We start from the raw sequence: 18,706 nt of genomic DNA on the forward strand, positions 1-18,706 counted from the left end.
GCGTTGATCGCCCTGGCCCGCCGCCTGGTCGACGTCATCTGGGCACTGCTGCGCGACGGCCGTGAGTTCCATCCCTCACCACCGGTCACAGCCGCAGCTGGCGCTTGACACGATCATTGAAACTCCTTCTGTTCGGCGGGTCGACGGAGAAGCTTGCGCAGCTTTTGGACGCCGCCCTGGATCCCGCGGGGGAAGGCGAGCACGACGACGATGAGGATCACGCCGTACACCGCGAGCGGGAGGTTGTTGGCCACGTCGGTGTTCAGGTGCAGCGCGTCGGCGAGGTCTTCGGACCAGGCCTGGAAGTACACGAGCGCGACCGCACCCCACAGCGCGCCCCACAGGGAACCGAGCCCGCCGAGCACCACGGCCGCCAGCAGGCTCAGCGACAGCGCGGGTGTGAACGAGCCCGGCGCGGCGGTGCCGAGCAGGAACGCCTGCAGGCCACCGGCCAGGCCACCGCACACCGCGCTGATCAGGAACGCGAGGATCTTCGTGCGGCCGACGGCGATCCCGCTCAGCGCCGCGGCGACCTCGTCGTCGCGCACCGCGCGGAAGTTCCGGCCGAGCTTGCCGCGCACGACGTTGAGCACGAGCACCAGCGCGATGAGCACGCTGAGCCAGACGATCCAGGTCTGCCAGCGCAGCTCCGGCACGGCGATCCCGGCCGGTCTGCTGTGGACGGTGAAGCTGATCCCGTTGCTGCCGCCCAGGAAGTCGGTGAACCGGCGGGTCAGCGCGGGCAGGCCGACGGCGAGCGCGAGGGTCGCGCCGGCCAGGTACGGGCCCCGCAGCCGGGCCGCGGCGGCCCCGGCCAGCAAGCCCGCGAGCCCGCCCGCGGCCGCCGCGAGCAGCAGGTCGGCCCACAGCGGGAACGACGGGACGTGCGTCACCAGCAGCGCCACGGTGTAGGCGCCGATGAACATGAACGCGCCGTGTCCCAGGGAAACCTGGCCGGTGAGCCCGGTCAGCAGGGTCAGCCCGGCCACCGCGATCAAGTAGTAGCCGATCGTCGCGATGCGCAGGTTGGTGAACTCGTCGGTGACCAGGGTCAGGAGGACGACGAAGGCGAACGCGGCCAGCGCGAACAAGGTGTGGCGCAGCAACGGCGGCAGTGTCCGCTTCTTCGCCGTCGGCTCGACGCGGGTCTCGGGAAGGCTCGTCCGCACGGTCATACCCGCCTCACCTTCGCCCGGCCGAACAACCCGCTGGGCCGCACGATCAGCACGACCACCAGGATGGCCAGCGCGGCGATCGTCACCATCTCCGGTCCCAGGTAGCCGGACACGTAGGACAGTCCGACGCCGAGCACGAAGCCGCCGACGATGGTGCCGAGCGGGTTGTCCAGCCCGCCGAGCACGGCGGCGGTGAGGGCGTAGACGAAAACGCCGTCGAGGACGTTCGGGAAGAGGAACGGCGGAGTCGCCAGCAGCCCGGCGAGCGAGCCGACGGCCGCGGCCAGGCCCCAGCCGACGGTGAGCATCAGCCCGACCCGCACGCCGAGCGTGCGGGCCACGTCCGGGGCGAACGCGGCCGCCCGCATCCGCAGCCCCAGCGGCGTGTACTTGAACACCACCAGCACGAGCGCGGCGATGGCGAGCACGATCAGCACCACGAACAGGTCGTTGGCGGAGAACCGGCCGCGGAAGTCGAAGGCGTAGGGGAACGCCAGCGGTTCGTTGGACCAGATCATGCCCGCGATCGCCTGCAGGACGAGCAGGAGTCCCAGGGTGACGATGATCGAGCTCAGCTCGGAGCGGTGCCGCAACGGCCGGATCAGCAGCCGTTCGGTGGCGACGCCCAGCAGCGTCCCGGCGACGATCGCGACGGCGAAGCCGAGCCAGTAGCTGCCGGTCGCCTTCGTCACGGAGTACGCGAGGTACGTCGAGATCAGGGCGAGGGCGGGCTGGGCGAAGTTCACCACCCGGGTGGCCCGGTAGATGATGACCAGCGCGAGCCCCAGCGCGGCGTACACCGCGCCGGCGGAGATCCCGCCGAGGGTCAGGTCGAGGAAGTCCCGCATACCGGACCGTTCACCTCCATTTTGGACAGTCAGAAGCGGCAGAAGCGTCAGAAGCCGAGGTAGGCGTGGCGGAGGCCGTCGTCGGCCAGCAGCTCCGCCGCGGTGTCGACGGCCACGACGCTGCCGAGCGCGAGGACGTACCCGTTGTCGGCGATGGACAGCGCGCTGTGTGCGTTCTGCTCGACGAGCACCACGGTCAGCCCGGTCGAGGTCCGCAGGTCCCGCAGGATGCCCATGATCCGCGCGGTGATCAGCGGCGCGAGCCCGAGCGACGGCTCGTCGAGCAGCAGCAGGTCGGGCCGGCTCATCAGGGCGCGGCCGATGGCCAGCATCTGCCGCTCACCACCGGACAGCGTCGCGGCGGGTTTCGCCGAACGTTCTGCCAGCGGCGGGAAAAGCTCGTAAACCTCACGCTTGGCGGCCGCACGGTCGGCGCGGTCTCGTCGCCAGAGCGCGCCGAGCCGCAGGTTCTCCTCGACGGTCAGCTCGGTGATCACGCCGCCGCCCTCGGGCACGTGCGCGACCCCGCCACGGGCGATCCGGTCGGGGGCGCGGCCGGTGAGTTCCGTGCCGTCCCAGGCGATCCGGCCGCGCCGGGCCGGCTGCAGGCCACTGATGGTGCGCAGCAACGTCGTTTTCCCGGCACCGTTGGCACCGAGGACGGCGGTGATCCCACCGCGTTCGACGGTGATGCCGACACCGTCGAGCGCGCGGACGGCGCCGTAGGCCACGGACAGCTCTTCGATCTCAAGCACCGGGCGCCTCCTCGGCGGGGTCGCCGAGGTAGGCCTCGGCCACGCGGGGGTCGGCCTGGATCTCGGCGGGGCTGCCCGCCGCGATCACCTCGCCGAAGTTCAGCACCACCACCCGGTCGCAGACCTGCATGACCAGGTCCATGTGGTGCTCGACCAGCACGACCGCCATGTGCCGCCGCAGCGAGAGGATCAACGTCGAGAGCTCGACCAGCTCGGCGGCCGACAGCCCGCTCGCCGGTTCGTCGAGCAGCAGCAGGTCCGGCTCCGCCACCAGCGCCCGGGCCAGCGCCACGCGTTTCCGCACGCCGTAAGGCAGAACGCCGGGCAGCCGGTCGGCGAGGTCGGCGATCCCGAGCTCGCCCAGCGTCGCGCGGGCGCGGGTGGTCAGGTCGGACTCGTCGCGGGCCGAGCGGCCGGCGCCGACCAGCGCCGGGAGCATGCCGGTGCGGGCGTGGCGGCCCGCGCCGGCCAGCACGTTCTCCAGCACGGTCAACCCGGCGAACAGGCCGAGCCCCTGCAGGGTCCGCACGATCCCCAGCCGGGCGAGCTGTTCGGGGCGGTGGCGCACGAGCGGCTCGCCCCGCCACAGCACGCGGCCGGCCTGGGGCCGGACGAACCCGCAGATGACGTTGAACAGCGTGGTCTTCCCGGCGCCGTTGGGCCCGATGACCCCGACGACACTGCCGCCGTCGACGCTCATCCGGACGTCGTTGAGCGCGGTGAGCCCGCCGAAGCGCACGGTGAGACCGTCGACCACGAGCAGGTCTTCGCCGGGCGGGGCCTCACCGGGAAGTGTCATCGACGACTCTCCTGTCTCACCATGTGGACCTGGGCGTACCGCGCGGTCGGTATGAAGAGGGTGGGGTGCGAGGCCGGTCGTGTCAAGGTGCGAACCACCGATATCGGATCCCGCGCCGACGGTCCGAAAATTTCGGCATGCCGCCGCACCGCGGAAAGTCCTGGCACAGCAAAAGGGCGGGCGCGCCCCGCGGCGCGCCCGCCCTCCGGCGTCGATCTCCGCTCAGCCGGTGCTGGCCTGCGGCGCGATCATCGACGAGGCGTCGATCTTCGTCTGGACGACGCCCAGCTGCTGGAGCAGGTCGGGCACCCGCTGGATGCGGCGGGCGTCCAGGGTGGACCCGAAGGCGGGCATCACCATCAGGCTGGCGATGTCCTGGTCCACCTTGGCGTTGCGGACGACGAGCGGCTCGATCCGGGCGCGGTCGACCGCGGCGCGGGTGGCGTTGAGCATCGCCCGCTGGAAGGCGAGCATCGTCTTCGGGTGCCCCTGGACCCACTTCGCCGTCGCGCCGAAGCCCGTCAGCGGGAACGCCTCGGTGCTGCCGCTGGCCGCGTCGATGACCGGGAACGCGCCGGCGACCTTCGCGGACTGGGTCAGGAACGGCTCCGGCTGGTAGGCGACGTCGACGCGGCCCTGGGCCAGCGCGGTCCCCATCTCCGGCAACGGCATCGGGACCCACTTGACCTGGTCGAAGTCGACGCCGTGGTCGCGCATCACCGACCGGGTCAGCACGTCCGACGCGGCGTTCTTCGAGCTGATGGCGATCCGCTTGCCGTTCAGGTCCTGCACGGTCTTCACCGGCGAGTTCGGCACCGTGACGAGCTCGTTGCTGCGCGGGCTGGCCGACGTGGCGTCGGCGACCAGGCGTAGGTCGGACCCGTTGTTCTTGGCCAGGAAGAACAGCGTGTAGGTCGACAGCGCGAGGTCGTCCTGGCCGTTCACCATCTTGGTGAGCGCTTCCTGGCCGCTGGCGGTGACCTCGGCCTGCACGTCGAGGCCCTCGGCCTTGAAGTACCCGCCTTCCTGCGCCAGCCAGAAGGTGGCGAGGTCGACGGCGGCGAAGATGGCGACCTTGATCGACGGTTTTTCGACGGCGCCACCGGTCCCGGATCCGCTCCGCTGGCTGCACCCGGCGAGCAGGGTGAGCACCAGAGCGAGCACCGCGAGCCGGCGGGCCGAGGCGCGTGAGGGCATAGCACTCCTCGAAAAGAATCTTTCGTCCACGGAATCCGGCCTGTCCAGCCGTGATTCGCCGGACTGTAGATGACGATTTCGGCGTCCGCAAATACGTTGCCAAAAAATGATCAACGGCGGGTCCGCGCGAAAGAGTGACGGGACGGCCACTCGGGTAACCACCCACCACGGGATCCTGACCAGCGGAAACAAACCAACGAGATGGCGGCGGACGTCGTGGCGGGGTCCCATCGGCGAAATGACCATCGTCACACCACGGAATTGCGCGATCACCGACGCGCCGAAAAATGATCGTCCACAAAAGACCGGAAATTCACGGAATTGCGGCTCGGCAATACGCCGACGTGGACGAAGTCCGGCAGGGCCGGACGGGTGAAGCCGGTGCGGGCCAACCGGCCCAGCGGGCGGAAGCCGGTGGCAGGCACCTCACGAATTCGCCCCGGAATGGGAAAGGCCCCGGCGTGACAACGCGCGGCCGAATCGTCGGCGGCGGCGGCCGGCGCCCGGCCAGGACCCGGCGGCCCCACCACGGCACACCGGGTCCCGACGATCGACGGGAGCACCACCCTCTACGGCCGGCACATCACTGTGCCGGTCGTGCGCTCCCTCAAAGTGCCCCGACGGCTCAGCAGAACCAGCCGGCCTGGATCCAGCCTCTCTTGTTCACGTGCCCCATGGCGTACCCCTCCGCCCAGTCGCCGCTGGGCGAGTACCGGGACAGCTCGAAGTGGTCGCCGCGGTAGAGGGTGCCGATGATCACCCCGGCCGGCTGCGTGCGGACATACAGGTCCTGCGCGCAGATTTCGTGGACAGTGCCCGCCGAAGCGGCGGGCGCGAAGGTGAGCGTGGCGGCGACGGCGAGGGTCGCGGCGGCGATGGTCTTCATCGGGCTCCTCAGTTCAGGGCGAAGCAGTCGCGCAGCAGGAAGCCCCACTTGCTCGTGCCGTGCCAGAAGACGTCGGCCGAGTTGTGGTCGGCCGTGATGTAGCGGACGCCGATGTAGTTGCCCCGCACCAGCGTCGCGATCGGGTCGGAGTGCCCCTGCCCGGCCGTGTAGTTGCCGAAGAGCGTGGCGGTCTCGCACGTGATGTGCGCGGCCCGGGTCGGCACCCACGGGTCGCCGATCGTGCCGCTTCCACTTTGGACGGTCGCCGCGGCGGGCACGGCCGCGAGCCCGGCCGCCGTGCCGGCCAGCAGGGCCGCCACGCAAGCGCGTTTCAGGTTTCTCATCTTCGGTCCTTTCCCGACGGATTCGGTTCCGTCCCGGAAAAGAACTACCGGCCGGGTGCGCCGGAGCGGAAGAGCACGCGATGACCGTGCGTGCACACTTCGGGTCTCCCCGTGCACCCACCCGCTAGCCGGTCGCCGCCTTGGCGGGTGTCGCGAAGCGCCGCAGCCCGGGCGTTCCGACGCCGACCAGCACGACCGCCACCACGCACAGCAGCCCGCCGCTCACCAACGCGACCGTCCCGGACGCCACGCCCGCGACCAGGCCACCACGCAGGTTGCCGATGTCCGGACCGGCCTGCCCCACGATCTGCTCGGCCGCCGCCACCCGGCCCAGCAGCGCGTCCGGCGTGTTCAGCTGCACCAGCGCCCCACGCGAAACCACCGAAACCGTGTCCGCCGCACCCGCCAGCACCAGGCACCCGAGCCCCACCCACGGGTCGGGCGCCAGGCCGAACACCGTCAGCGCGCCACCCCAGACCACCGAGCCCACGAGCATCACCAGGCCCGGCCGGGACAGCCGCGTGAACGACCCGGAGAACACCGAAGCCGCGACCCCGCCGACCGCGATCGCCGACAGGAACAGGCCCAGCGTCCGCGGGTCGCCGGCGAAGCGTTCCGCGTTCACCAGCGGGAACAAGCTGACCGGCATCGACAGGACGGTCGCCGCCAGGTCGGTCAGCAGCGCGCCCCGCACCACCGGGGTCCGGACCAGGAACGCCAGCCCGTCCAGCACCCCGCGCAGCCCGGGCCGCGACGGCTCGCCGTCCGGCCGCATCGGCGGCAGACCCAGCACGCCGTAGAACGCCATGCCGAACGAAAGCGCGTCCACGAGGTAACACCCGCCGACGCCGAAGCGGCCGAGGACCAGCCCGCCCAGCGCCGGGCCGAGCAACATCGCGCCCTGGAACGCGATGCGGTTCAGCGCGAGCCCGGCCGGGAGCAGTTCCGGGGTCAGCAGCCGCGGGACGAACGTACGCGCGACCGGCCCGCCGCCCGCCACGAAGCACGACTGCGCGGCCACCAGCGCCAGCACCGCGAGCACCGGAACGCCGTCCAGAAACCCCTGCACGGCAAGGAAAACCGAGCAGACGGCCTGTCCGCTCGTCGTGACCAGCGCGAACTTCCGCCGGTCGACGCGGTCCACCAGCGATCCGGCGAACAACCCGAACACCACCACCGGCAACGCCTGGGCGAGCCCCACCGCGCCGGTCCACACGGTGCTCCCGGTCTGCTGCCAGACCTGGAACATCACGGCCACGACCGTCATCTGGGCGCCGAAACCGGAGAAGACGCGCCCCACCCACAACCGCCGGAACGCGGGGGAAACCCGCAGCGGGGTCAGGTCGGCCAGAGCACGGGTCAGCACCACCGCAAAATTGTAACAGTGCTTATATAGTTGCGGCGGAGGCTTATCCGTCTGCCCGGCGGAACTCCAGCAGGGACCGCTGCCCGGTCACGTCGGTCACCGCCTCGAGCACCAGCCCGTGTGCCGCCGCCAGGTCCTCGAACTCCCCGACCCGCCGCTCCCGCCCGCCGAAGATCACGAGCATGGCCAGGTCGATCTCGGTGCTCGCCCACCGATCGCCGACCGGCTCGACGACCAGCAGCCGCCCGTGCGCGGGCAGCGCCTCGACGCACCGGGCCAGGACGAGGTGGGCGTGCTCGTCGTCCCAGTCGTGCAGGATGTCGCACAGCACGTACGCGTCCGCGCCGGCCGGGAGCGGGTCGAAGAAGCTGCCCGCGACGACTTCGGCGCGGGCACCGAAACCACTCAACACGCGCGCGGCCTCGGCCGCCGTCGGCTCGAGGTCGACGAGCCACCCGCGCACGCCGGGCTGCGCGGTGAGGATCCCGGCGAGCAGCTCCCCCTGCCCGCCCCCGACGTCGACGACACTCGCGAACCGGCCCCAGTCGAAGCCGCCGACGAGCTGCGCGACCTCCCCGCGGAACCGCAGCGCCATCTGCCGGTCGAACGACTCTCGCAGCGGCGGCCGCTCGGCGAGGTCGGTCCAGAAGTCCTGCCCGTACCGGCGGGCGTAGCCGCCCTCACCGGTGGTGACACTGTGCAGGAGCTCGACGAACGCCAGCTCCGCGCGCCCGCCCGCGGCGTTCAGGTCGAGCAGGACACCGGTCAGGCCCGCGCGGATCTTGGCGCCGAACGCGGTGGTCCGGTAGCCGGCCGCCGTGCGCTCGAAGCACCCGAGCGTCGTGAGGTGGCTCAGCAGCAGCTCGAGCGCGACCGGCGAGACGCCGAGCTCGGCCGCGAGCGGTCCGGTGGCGCCGCCCTCGCCGTCGAGGTGGCCCGGCAGGTCCAGCGTGGCCGCGACGCGCAGCGCCATCGGCGTCGCCAGCCCGGCCATGCGGCGGATCGCGGCGGTGTCTTCGTCGTCTCCCACGGGGATCGACCCTGGCACAAGGTGATCGGCGGGGAAAGGCCACAAGGGACAGTCGGTGACCGGCCGGGCACTGCCCGCCAAGGGAAGCGCTTTGGAAGCCGGGTCCGGCACGATCGGCGGCAACCGAACGCAAGAGGAGTCGAACATGAGAGCCGGGGCTTTCCACGCCGTCATCGGCACGGCCTTCCTGGGGGTCGTCGTCCTCGCCCCCGCCGCACAGGCGTCCGCCACGGGCGCGCAGACGGTGTCGTCGCACTGCGCCGCGGGCCCCTTCCGCGGCACCTTCTCGATGACCTACCAGGCCGCCGGACCGACCGAGTACCACCCGTCGATCGTGACCATGGGCGGCGGGCCGTACATCGGCGACTCCGGGACCTTCGCGATGGACGTCTACTACGTCGACGCGGCGGGCGCCGCGAACTCCGTCTACTCCGGGGACTTCACCGGCACGGCGGGCACCAAGCTCAGCGTCCACCTCCCGGCCGGCGTCACGGTGCCGCAGGACCGGCTGAGCTACACCTCGGTCAGCTTCGACGGCGGCGCGGGCCCCTGCACGGCCAGCGCGGAGATCAGGTAGCCCGCGCGCAGGACGGCGTCGCGCAGCAACGCGGCGCTGTCCTGCGCCCGCGCCGGGGTGAGCACGAACCCCCCGGTCGTGTGCTCACCCCAGCCGGTCATCGCCTGCGGCTCGCCGAAGCCGCGGATCGGGCACGGCAGCGGCGGCGCCACGGGCAGGTGCGCGTCGCTGGTCAGCAGGCTGACGTCGGCGCGGCCGGCCTGGGCCGGCACCGCCCGCGCGGCCCGGTCCGGCGGCGCCTGGTGGGCGACGACGAGTGCCCGCGGGACCCCCAGTCCCGCGGCCACCCGCCGCTGCGCCAGCCGGTAAGCGACCAGCGCGCCGAGGCCCGCCCCGAACAGCACGTGCGGGCGGGCGAGCACCTCCGCCAGCTCCGCGGCCAGCGACTCCACGAGCAGCCACATGTCCCGGTACGGGTGCTCGTCCCTGCGCTCGCCGCGGCCCGGCAGCTCGACCACGTGCACGGTGATCCGCGGATCACGCCAGGCCCGGTAGCGGCCGGCTGCCTCTCCCGCGCCCGGGAAGCAGACGAACAACGTGCGCTCGACCTCGGTGTCCACCCGTGGCCCCCAATCCCTCGTGCCCCGAGCTAGTCTCGGATGCGGCACTTCCGTTCCGCTTCGGTCCGCCTTCTGGGGGCAACACGTGCGCTACCGCCTGCTCGGGCCGGTCGCGGTCCTCGGCGACACGGGCGCGTTCCGGCCCGGTGGCCAGAAACAGACGTCCGTGCTGGCCGCGCTGCTGCTCAGCCCGAACCGCGTGGTCACCGAAGACCGGCTCATCGACCTGACCTGGGGTGAGAACGCGCCGCCGAGCGTCCGCGGGCGGCTGCAGGTGCACATCTCGGAACTGCGGAAGCTGCTCGGCCGGGACGTCATCCTCCGGCGCGCGCCCGGCTACGTGATCGAGGTCGCGCCCGGTGAGCGGGACGTCGACGTGTTCGACGACCTGGTCGCGCAGGCACGGGCCACGTCCGGCCCGGCGGCCGTCGCGCACCTGCGCTCCGCGCTGGCGCTGTGGGACGGCCCGCTCGGCGGGGTCAGCGAAGCGCTGGCCGAGCACGAAGGCCCGGCGCTGGCCGAACGGCGGCTCGTCGCGCTCGAAGAGCTGTACGAGCAGGAGCTGGCGTCGGGACGGCACGGCGAGGTCGTCGGGGAGCTGCGGCAGCTCGTCGGCGAACACCCCTTCCGGGAGCGGCTGCGGGCCGCGCTGATGCTCGCGCTGCACCGCTGCGGCCGGACGCCGGAAGCCCTGGAGGCGTACTCGCGGGCGCACGAGCTGCTCGTGGACGAGCTCGGCATCGAACCCGGCCAGGCCCTGCAGGACCTGCGGCTGCGGATCCTGCGCGGCGAGGGCGAGCCGGCGCCGCCCGCCCCGGTCGCGCCGCGGCCCGCCGAGCTGCCGCTGGACGTCCGCGGGTTCGCCGGCCGGGCGCCCGAGCTGGCCGCGCTCGACGAGCCCGGCGACGTCTGGGTGATCACCGGGACCGCTGGCGTCGGCAAGACCGCGCTGGCCGTGCACTGGGCGCACACCGCGCGGGCGCGCTTCCCCGACGGCCAGCTGTACGTGAACTTGCGCGGCTTCGACGCCGACGACGAGCCGCTCACGCCGGCGGCCGCACTCGCGCAGCTGCTGCGCACCCTCGGCGTCGACCTGCGGGACGTGCCGCCGGGCCTCGACGACCAGAGCAAGCTCTACCGGTCGCTGCTGGCCGACCGGCAGGCGCTGGTGGTGCTCGACAACGCGCGTGACGTCGCCCAGGTGCTGCCGCTGCTGCCGTCGTCGGGGCGGGTGCTGGTGACCAGCCGCCACCGGCTCGACGAGCTCGTCGCCCGCACCGGCGCGCGCTCGCTCGGGCTGGGCCAGCTGCGCGAAGACGACTCGCGGGCGCTGCTGAGCGCCCTGCTCGGCGAGCGGACCGAGGCCGAGCCCGAGGCGGCGGCCGAGCTGGCCCGGCTCTGCGGGCACCACCCGCTCGCGCTGCGGATCGCCGCGGCCAACACCGGGACCGCGAGCATCGGCGAGCTCGTCGACGAGCTGCGTGGCGACCCGCTGGCCCAGCTCGGCTTCGACGGCGAAGGCGAAAGTGCCGTCGCGAAGGCGTTTTCGGTGTCCTACCAGGCCCTCACGCCCGCGTTGCGCCAGGCGTTCCGGCTGCTCGCGCTGGTGCCGGGGGCGGACTTCACGGCCGTCGACGCGGCGGCCCTGCTCGCGGTGCCGGCCCCCGAAGCGACCCGGCTGCTGCGTGGGCTGGCCGCGGCGAACCTCGTCGAGGCGCACGCCCCCCGGCGTTACCGCTTCCACGACCTCGCCCGGCGCTACGCCGAGCAGTGCGTCCGCGCCGAAGAGGACGAAGCCGCGCGGGAGAGCGCGTGGGAGCGGCTGTTCACCGGGTACTGCGCGGCCGCGGACGCGGCGGCGGCGCTGCTGGGCGCGCGGATCGTCGCGCTCCCCCGCGAGGACGCGCCGGTGGCGCGGAGCCCGATCGCGTTCACCGAAGCCGCCGAGGCCGTCGCGTGGCTCGACGTCGAGGTGCCGAACCTGTCGGCCGCCCTGCGCCAGGCCGCGACGCGCGGGCCGTACCCGGGCGCCTGGTACCTGGCCGACGCGCTGCGGCGGTTCTTCCACGACCACGGGCGCCGCGCGGAGTGGCTGGAGCTCGCGCCGATCGTGCTGCGTGCGGCGCGGGACCGCGGCGCCCAGCCGGCCGAGGCGCTGGTGCACCTGTCGGTCGGCGGCGCGTACTTCCGCGAAGGCCAGCACGAAGCGGGCATCCGGCACTCGGAGAAGGCGGTGCAGGCGAGCCGGGCCTGCGGCTGGCGCGAGTGCGAGGCGACGGCCGTCGCGAACCTGGGGTCGATGCTGGAGTGGACCGGCCGGCTCTCGGAGGCCGTCGAACACAGCCGGCGCGCGATCCAGCTGTTCCGCGAGCTGGCCAACTCCTCCGGCGAGGCGCTGGCGCTGAACTCGCTGAGCTGCCACTACCGGCAGCTGGGGCGGCTCGAGCAGGCCGAAGACTGCCTGTTCGAGGCGGTCGCGCTCTGCCGCAAGGAGGACCTGCCGTTCTGGGAGGCCGCCAACCTCGCCGACCTCGGCGGGGTGCTGCTGGCCGCCGGACGGCTCGACGAGACGGCCCGCGCCGCCGACCAATCGCTGGCGGAGTTCCGCCGGCTCGGCTCGAGCTTCGGCGAGGCGACCGCGTTGAACGTCCTGAGCGCGTTGCGCACCGCCCGCGGCGAGCACGCCGACGCGGTCCGGACGGCGGAGGAGGCACTGGCGAGCGTCCGCCGCGACGGCGACCGCCAGGTGGAAGCGGCGGCGCTGATCGCCCTCGGCCGGGCGGCCGAAGGCGCCGGTGACCTGGTCACCGCGGAGCGCGTCCTGCGGGAGGCGCTGGAGCTGACGGCGGAGTCGGGCCTGCGCGGCCAGCTGGCCGAGGCGTCGGCGACGCTGGCCTCGGTCCTGGCGGCGGCCGGCCGGGCACCGGAAGCGGGCGACCACGCCCGGGCGGCACTGGACACCGCCCGCGCGGGTGGCTACCGGCTGCTCGAGGCCGAGGCGCTGCTGGCGCTGGCGGCGGTCGAAGCGGCGGCCGGGCGGCCGACGCTGGCCGAAGGGACGGCCCGCGAGGCACGCGGGCTGTACCGCTCGGTGGCCCACGCGACCGGGGAGCGTGCCGCCGAGCGGTTCCTGGCAAGCCTCGCCCGGCGCGCGACCGGCTGATCTGCCGGACCGGCGCGAACACCGCACGCGGCACACGAGCGCCACCGCCACCCAGCCGCCCCCGACCCGCCCCACCCGCCGCGCGACCGGCGGACCGATCTGCCGGACCGGCGCGAAGACCGGCACCAAGCCAGTCCAGGCCCGCCCCCACCCGGCACACGCCACCGGCGCGGCGCGACAACCTCCACCCACCGCACCTCCGACACCCCAGCGCCACCGCCAAGCCACCCACCCAGCACACCACCGGCGGAACCAAAGCCACCCCGACCCGCCCCATCCAGCACACCACCGGCCGAACCACCCACCGCACCCCACCCAGCGCCACCACCAAGAGCCACCCCCGGCCCGCCACCCACCCGGCACACCACCGGCGGAACCACCCGCCGACGAGGCGCAATACCGGATGATCTGGTGTTACCTCCGCCGCGGCGGCGCGACATACTGAACCCATGCCCCGTCCGAAACACGTCCCCGCGAGCGATCTCCGGCTCCCGGACGCGCTGGAGCCGGGGCGGCCCAAGGGCGAGCAGCTCCGCGCGATCCTCGAGACCGTCGCGACGGAGGCGGGCGCCGGGCGGCTGATGCCGTCCGAGCGGTTCCTCGCCGAGCACTTCCAGGTCGCCCGCGGGACCGTGCGGCAGGAGGTCAACCGGCTGGTCGCGGACGGCGTCCTGTACCGCCAGCACGGCACCGCGACCTTCACGGCGAAACGCCAGGCCGCGCACATCGACATGCTGACGTCCTTCACCGAGGACATGAAGGCCCGCGGCGTCGTGCCCAAGACGAAGGTGCTGCACGCCGAGGTCGAGTCCGCGCTGCCGCGGCTCGCGGGCCGGCTGAACGTGCCGCCCGGCGCGCGTGTCTTCCGGCTGGAGCGGCTGCGGTACGTCGACGACGAGCCGTTCGCCGTCGAACGCACCAACCTCTCGGTGGACCGGTTCCCGGGCATCGAGCTGTTCGACTGGGAAACGCAGTCGCTGCACCGCACGCTGGAGGAGCGCTGGGGCGTCCACGCGGAGTGGAACGACACGGCGATCTCGGCGGTCCTGCCGAACAACCACGACGCGGCCCTGCTCGGCATCGACCCCAGCCGGCCGTGCCTGATCATCGAGGGCACGCTGCACGACCAGAGCGGCGGCGTCATCGAAGCGGGCCGGTCCCTGTACCGCGCGGACCGCTACACGGTCTTCACGCAGGCCCGCCGCAGCCCGGCCTGAGCCGGGCAACCCCGGCGTCCCCTCCTGCGTGTCCACGGCACGAGAGAGGGGCCGCCGTTGACCGCACGCCGAAGACTCGCACTCGCCGCCGTCCTGGGATCCTCCGCGGTGCTCGCCGCCCTGTCCGCCCGCCCGCCGCGCGACCACCGCCCGCCGCCACCCAGCCCGGTGCCCCCGAAGGCGCCGGAAACCCCGGCGCCCGAACCACCGCAGTTCCTGGCCAAGGTGTACCGGCAGCTGGTCTTGGCCGCTCTGCTGGTGGTGTCGGCGGCGGTCTCGGTCTTCGCGGCGCACGAGGAGCTGTCCGGTTCGGGCGACGGCATCACCACCACGGGCATCCTCGGGCTCATCGCGGCACTGGTGCTGCTCGGCTGGTGGCGAGGCACCTGGGACGTGCACTACGACACCGGCCTGCTGGCGTTCTGCGCCGTGGGCCTGATCCTCGTGCTCTGCGCCGGGCCGGCCGTGGTGACCGAGATGGTCCTGGCCCACCGCGGCACCCCGGTGACGGTCGAGGCCGTGCGCACGGGCGCCGACGACTACACGCTGGTCGTCCCGGGCGGCTCGACCCCGCTGCGCGGCCTGTTGCACACCTCGGGGCAGCTCCCCGCGACGTTCACCGCGCTGGTCGACCCCGAGGGGTTCGTCCGCCCGATGCGCGCCGCCGACGTGAGCCCGGCGTTCCCCGCGGCCGTCCTGCTCGGCGGCGCGGGTGTGCTCGGCGTCACCGTGCTCGGCTCGGGTTTCCCGCTCGGTCAGGGGCGGCGCCGGGTGGCGTGATGCGCCCGCAGCAGCTTCAGGCAGTGCTCCACCAGCACGTCCCCCGCGTCCGGACCGAACAACGTCACGTACGACTCGTAAACACCATCGCGATGCCCCTCGGCGTCCGGCAGGTACCCGAGGTACCCGTCGGAATACCCGATCACCCGCGTGTGCGGGAACGGGCTCCCCCGCCGGATCCGCAGCCCCAGCGAAGCGAACAGCTCGAACGGTGTGTGCAGCCAGACGATCTCGCCCAGCGACACCACGCTGACCGGGACCTCGGCGCACCCGGTCGGCCGGTCGGACGCCGCCATCGCGGCCAGCATCGCGCAGCCCTCGTAGCGGGTCTGGGCGATCCGGACCGCCGGGTGGTCCTCGCCGTGGCGGGCCAGCTCGTGCTGCCACTGGCCCTCCGCCGCCTCGCGCAGATCCAGGCTGTCTTCGATCGACGGCACCTCGCGGTAGGGCAGGTGCAGCGCCGAGCGGGACAGCCGGATCGGGCCGCTCTCCGCCGACGCCGAGGCGGCCGCCAGCGTGCGCGCGATCGACGTCGCGAGGTGGCCGCCCAGGGTGCGGACCTCCGCGTGGTCGCGGCCGCGGCGGACGAACCGGGAGCTCGCGTCGCCCGCCGCGCCCTGCAGGAACACCGCCACCGGCTGGCCGACCAGCGTGGCCAGCTCGCGGCGGGTCGCGCCCGGCCAGTCCGCCGACCAGCTCAGGTTGTCCGGCCCGAGGACCGTCGGGTGGCTGGCGTAGTCGAACAGCAGCGCCGCCGGGGAACCGTCGTCGCGGCTCAGCTCCAGGACGCCGAACGACGTGTCGTGCGGCCCGTCCGGCCGGTAGCGGTTGCTGCCGACGGCCTCGGTCGAGCCCGCGTGCCAGCGCGCCCGCACCCGGCCGCGGCAGGCACGCAGCCGCAGCGCGGCCCCGGTGACCTTCTCCGCCATGCGCCCGACCAGCCCTGCGTCGCGCTGCCCCGGCAGGCCCGGGTGCAGCGGGCCGGTCCAGCCCTCGGGCCCGGAATGCGTGTGCGACGCGCAGACGAGCACCCGGTCCGGGTCGATGCCGACCGCCGCGGCGACGGCGTCGGCCAGGGTGCGGGTGAGGCCGGCATCGACCGCCAGCGCGTCCAGCGCCACCCACAGCACCCCGGGATCGTCCTCTGTGGACAGCCAGATCAGCGACGCCTCGAGGTCGTCGTGCGTGCCGGTCGCGACGCCGTGCCGGGCCAGGTAGCCGCCCAGCGGGTGGCCGGGCCCCGGCGTGATCCGGACGTCTTGCGCGGCGAGCAGGAGCGCGGCGGTCACCAGGTCGATTCCAGGACGTCGACGACACCGTCGCGGCCGGCGGCGCGAGCCACCCCGGCGAGCTCGGTGACGTCGGAAGTGGTGTGCAGCAGGACTTCCAGCAGCATCGGCAGGTTCAGCCCGGACACCAGCTCGATGCGCGTCCGCGCGCCGGACGCGGCGGCGAACGCGCGCACGGCGTTGAACGGCGAGCCCCCGTGCAGGTCGGCGAGCACGAGCGCCTCGGTGGCCTCGCCGAGCAGCGTGATCAGCCGGACGCCGAACTCCTCCGGGCTGTCGTGCGGGCTCAGCTCGCAGACCTTCAGCCGCGACTGCGGGCCGAGGATCATCTCGGCGGCTTCCCCCACACCGGAGGGCAGCCGCCCGTGTCCGGCGAGCACGATCGGAACGGACATGGCGGTGTCTCCCCTAACTCTTCGCCGGGGCCGACGGCGCGAACCAGCCGAGCCACCCCAGGACGACCCCGGCGACGACGACGATGGCGATGATCCAGGCGGGCCGCAGCCGGGCCTTGGCGGTGAGCAGGTACACCCCCGCGGTGACGAGCACCGGCAGCAGGAACGGGACGAGCTCGTCGAGCCGGTCCTGGATCGCGACGGCCTGCGTGACCGGCTGCCCCTGGACCGTGGTGGTCTGGCGGTAGGTCAGCGTGGTGACGACCTTGACGATCGACGGGATGAACCCGCCGAGCACGACGAACCCGAGCACGGTGGCGCCCTGCGCGACCCGCGCGAGCGCACCCGCGGCGAGGTGGCCGGCCAGCCGCTTCCCTTCGCGGTAGGCGAACCCGAACTGCCAGCGGCGGATCAGCGCGTACGGCACGAGCACCATCACCGCGGCGAACGCGGGACCGAGCCAGTTGCCCTGCAGCGCCCACGACGCGCCCATGGTGAAGACGATGCTGTTGTACAGCGCGAAGACGACGGTGTCGCCGATGCCGGCCATCGGCCCCATCAGCGCGACCTTCGTGCTGGCGGCCGACTTCGGCGTGCCGGCTTCTTCCAGCGCGACACTCGAGCCGAGGATCAGCGGGCCGCCGACCAGCACCGAGGTGTTGAAGAACTGCAGGTGCCGCTGCAGCCCGGCGACGTAGTCGGCCTTCTCGGGGTAGAGCCGGCGCAGCACCGGCTCCATCGAGTACGCGAACCCGAGTGCCTGCATGCGCTCGTAGTTCCAGGAGATCTGGCTCGACCAGAAGTACCGGCGGAACACGCGGCGCAGGTCCTGCTTGGTCAGCCGCGGGTCCACAGTGGACTCTTCGACCGGGTTCTCGGGGACCACGATCGCCGGCTCGTCGCGCTTGAGCGTCACGAACAGCATGGCGACCGCGACGCCGATCAACGCGATGCCCAGCAACGGCACGTGCAGGTAGGCGAACGCGACGAACCCGATGAGCAGCAGGTACCAGTACCGCGACAGCTCCATCATGCCGAGCAGCAGCGCGAACCCGACGGCCGGCAGCAGCGACCCGGCGAGCGTCATGCCCTGCACGAACCCGGCCGGGATGCTCGCGGTGATGTCCTTGACCAGTCCCCCGGACGCGGCGAGGGCGGCGAGGAACGTCGGGATCGCGCGCACCGCGGCCCACGGCACGAGGCTGAGCCAGTGGATCATCGCGAGCCCACGCGCGTTGCCTTCGGCGGCGTAGCCGTCGGCGCGGTGGACCAGCGCGGTGGTGACGATCTTGCCGACCGGGTCGAGCGCGGCCAGCAGGATCGCGGCGGGCAGCCCGACGCCGATCCCGATCGCGGCCTGCGCGGCCGGTGCACCGGCGGCGCCCGCGGCCAGCGCGGTGCCGACGATCGCGCCGGTCTGGTAGTCCGGGATCGTCGCGCCGCCGTAGGTGTAGACACCGAGCGAGGCGAGCTCCAGCGTCGCGCCGACCAGCAGGCCGAGCAGCGGGTGCCCGACGATCAGCCCGGCCACCGAGCCGGCGATGAGCGGGCGCTGGGCGTAGATGAGGAACGGGCCGAGCCCGTCGTAGGTGCAGTAGATCGCCCAGACGGTCAGGGCCAGTGCGACGAGCATGCTCGGAGTCACAGCCCTTTCCGGTCGAGCAACGGGACGAACTCGGCCGCCTTGTCGTGCGGCATCAGCTGGGTGACCAGCGGGACGCCGGTCGCGGCCAGCTTGCGGTAGGCGTCGGCCTCGTCGGCGGTGACGGCGATCGAGCGGGTGACCATGGTGTAGCCGGTCCCGGGCCGCGGCGCGACGTTGCCGACGTTGACCCGGCCCGGCCGGAGCCCGCCTTCGACCAGGCGAAACGCGTCTTCGGGGTGCTTCGCGAGGATCATGACGCCGTCTTCGGTCTCCGCGGCGAGCGTCTCGGCGACGGTGAGGACGTCGGTGGGCAGCCCCCGCGCGGCCTGCGGCAGCAACATCCGCTGCAGCTCGTCGGCGGCGACCTCGTCGTTGCAGACGAGCAGCCGCCGCACGCCGAGCCGTCTGGTCCACGCGACGGTGACCTGCCCGTGGATCAGGCGGTTGTCGATCCGGATGTGTGCCCCCGCCATGCGTCTCCTCCCGGCCGGCAGGAGAACATCCTGGTTCGTACCAGTAGTTGTGTCAACACTGCCCGTGACGGGCGATTGCGGGAAACGGCTTCGCGCGGCCGACGGAAGGACCCCTCAGACCTTCCGTCGGCCCGCGAGCGCGAAGCCCCCCTCGGTTACCCCGGACCCTCCCATAAAGGTATATACCAGTATGGGCGTACGAGATCG

18 protein-coding genes are annotated in these 18,706 nt (G+C 73.0%); 4 read left to right on the forward strand and 14 right to left on the reverse strand.

The features are described 5' to 3' along the window. Nucleotides 1–113: 113 nt before the first annotated feature. From M8542_RS32490 to M8542_RS32530, 9 genes are all read right to left on the reverse strand, one after another. Complete coding sequence (locus M8542_RS32490) at nt 114–1,175, reverse strand: branched-chain amino acid ABC transporter permease (RefSeq protein WP_257924118.1); 1,062 nt, start codon at nt 1,173–1,175, stop codon at nt 114–116. Further along, nucleotides 1,172–2,023 carry a branched-chain amino acid ABC transporter permease gene (locus tag M8542_RS32495; protein WP_257924119.1) on the reverse strand — a complete coding sequence of 284 codons (852 nt, stop codon included), beginning with the start codon at nt 2,021–2,023 and terminating at the stop codon, nt 1,172–1,174. The genes M8542_RS32490 and M8542_RS32495 overlap by 4 nt, the downstream gene beginning before the upstream one ends. Before the next feature lie 47 nt (nt 2,024–2,070). Further along, entirely contained in the window at nt 2,071–2,778 is a 708-nt protein-coding gene (locus tag M8542_RS32500) for an ABC transporter ATP-binding protein (RefSeq protein ID WP_257924120.1), read from the reverse strand. Then, nucleotides 2,771–3,577 (reverse strand): ABC transporter ATP-binding protein, encoded by an 807-nt coding sequence (locus M8542_RS32505; RefSeq protein WP_257924121.1) that lies wholly within the window; start codon nt 3,575–3,577, stop codon nt 2,771–2,773. Before M8542_RS32505 ends, M8542_RS32500 begins: the two co-directional genes overlap by 8 nt. Before the next feature lie 222 nt (nt 3,578–3,799). Continuing rightward, nucleotides 3,800–4,774: an ABC transporter substrate-binding protein gene (locus M8542_RS32510; protein WP_257924122.1), complete on the reverse strand. Its 975-nt coding sequence runs from the start codon at nt 4,772–4,774 to the stop codon at nt 3,800–3,802. Nucleotides 4,775–5,399: 625 nt separating this feature from the next. Further along, a complete protein-coding gene (locus M8542_RS32515) occupies nt 5,400–5,660 on the reverse strand; it encodes an SH3 domain-containing protein (protein WP_257924123.1) in 261 nt (86 codons plus the stop codon). Between the two features lie 8 nt (nt 5,661–5,668). Then, nucleotides 5,669–6,004, reverse strand: coding sequence for a hypothetical protein (locus M8542_RS32520; RefSeq protein ID WP_257924124.1), 336 nt, complete (start codon nt 6,002–6,004; stop codon nt 5,669–5,671). A 124-nt stretch (nt 6,005–6,128) separates the two neighbouring features. Then, complete coding sequence (locus tag M8542_RS32525) at nt 6,129–7,373, reverse strand: MFS transporter (RefSeq protein ID WP_257924125.1); 1,245 nt, start codon at nt 7,371–7,373, stop codon at nt 6,129–6,131. Nucleotides 7,374–7,413: 40 nt separating this feature from the next. After that, a complete protein-coding gene (locus tag M8542_RS32530) occupies nt 7,414–8,400 on the reverse strand; it encodes a methyltransferase (protein ID WP_308210307.1) in 987 nt (328 codons plus the stop codon). A gap of 145 nt (nt 8,401–8,545) precedes the next feature. Here M8542_RS32530 and M8542_RS32535 point away from each other — a divergent pair, with 145 nt between their 5' ends. Beyond that, nucleotides 8,546–8,977 (forward strand): hypothetical protein, encoded by a 432-nt coding sequence (locus M8542_RS32535; protein WP_257924126.1) that lies wholly within the window; start codon nt 8,546–8,548, stop codon nt 8,975–8,977. On the opposite strand, the gene M8542_RS32540 is transcribed toward M8542_RS32535, so the two are convergent. Continuing rightward, nucleotides 8,914–9,537, reverse strand: a complete 624-nt coding sequence (locus M8542_RS32540; RefSeq protein ID WP_257924127.1) for a thioesterase II family protein — start codon at nt 9,535–9,537, stop codon at nt 8,914–8,916. The genes M8542_RS32535 and M8542_RS32540 overlap by 64 nt on opposite strands. Before the next feature lie 85 nt (nt 9,538–9,622). Here M8542_RS32540 and M8542_RS32545 point away from each other — a divergent pair, with 85 nt between their 5' ends. The 3 genes from M8542_RS32545 to M8542_RS32555 all read left to right on the forward strand — a co-directional run bounded on the left by M8542_RS32545 (nt 9,623) and on the right by M8542_RS32555 (nt 14,697). After that, on the forward strand, nt 9,623–12,700 hold the full coding sequence (locus M8542_RS32545) for an AfsR/SARP family transcriptional regulator (protein ID WP_257924128.1): 3,078 nt from the start codon (nt 9,623–9,625) through the stop codon (nt 12,698–12,700). Between the two features lie 449 nt (nt 12,701–13,149). Beyond that, a complete protein-coding gene (locus tag M8542_RS32550) occupies nt 13,150–13,917 on the forward strand; it encodes a GntR family transcriptional regulator (RefSeq protein WP_257924129.1) in 768 nt (255 codons plus the stop codon). Nucleotides 13,918–13,974: 57 nt separating this feature from the next. Continuing rightward, nucleotides 13,975–14,697 (forward strand): hypothetical protein, encoded by a 723-nt coding sequence (locus M8542_RS32555; RefSeq protein WP_257924130.1) that lies wholly within the window; start codon nt 13,975–13,977, stop codon nt 14,695–14,697. Here the strand turns inward: M8542_RS32555 and M8542_RS32560 are convergent. The 4 genes from M8542_RS32560 to M8542_RS32575 are packed head-to-tail and all read right to left on the reverse strand — an operon-like array spanning nt 14,673 to nt 18,499. Next, nucleotides 14,673–15,986: a hypothetical protein gene (locus M8542_RS32560; RefSeq protein WP_257924131.1), complete on the reverse strand. Its 1,314-nt coding sequence runs from the start codon at nt 15,984–15,986 to the stop codon at nt 14,673–14,675. The two genes, M8542_RS32555 and M8542_RS32560, sit on opposite strands and share 25 nt — an antisense overlap. Next, complete coding sequence (locus tag M8542_RS32565; protein ID WP_257924132.1) at nt 15,983–16,381, reverse strand: PTS sugar transporter subunit IIA; 399 nt, start codon at nt 16,379–16,381, stop codon at nt 15,983–15,985. Before M8542_RS32565 ends, M8542_RS32560 begins: the two co-directional genes overlap by 4 nt. A 13-nt stretch (nt 16,382–16,394) precedes the next feature. Beyond that, nucleotides 16,395–18,014 carry a PTS system mannose/fructose/sorbose family transporter subunit IID gene (locus M8542_RS32570; RefSeq protein ID WP_257924133.1) on the reverse strand — a complete coding sequence of 540 codons (1,620 nt, stop codon included), beginning with the start codon at nt 18,012–18,014 and terminating at the stop codon, nt 16,395–16,397. 8 nt (nt 18,015–18,022) lie between these two features. Continuing rightward, the gene (locus M8542_RS32575; protein ID WP_257924134.1) at nt 18,023–18,499 is read right to left on the reverse strand and encodes a PTS sugar transporter subunit IIB; all 477 of its coding nucleotides are present in this window, start codon (nt 18,497–18,499) and stop codon (nt 18,023–18,025) included. Nucleotides 18,500–18,706: the final 207 nt, after the last annotated feature.

The organism is Amycolatopsis iheyensis, from assembly GCF_024703995.1.
GTDB lineage: Bacteria > Actinomycetota > Actinomycetes > Mycobacteriales > Pseudonocardiaceae > Amycolatopsis > Amycolatopsis iheyensis.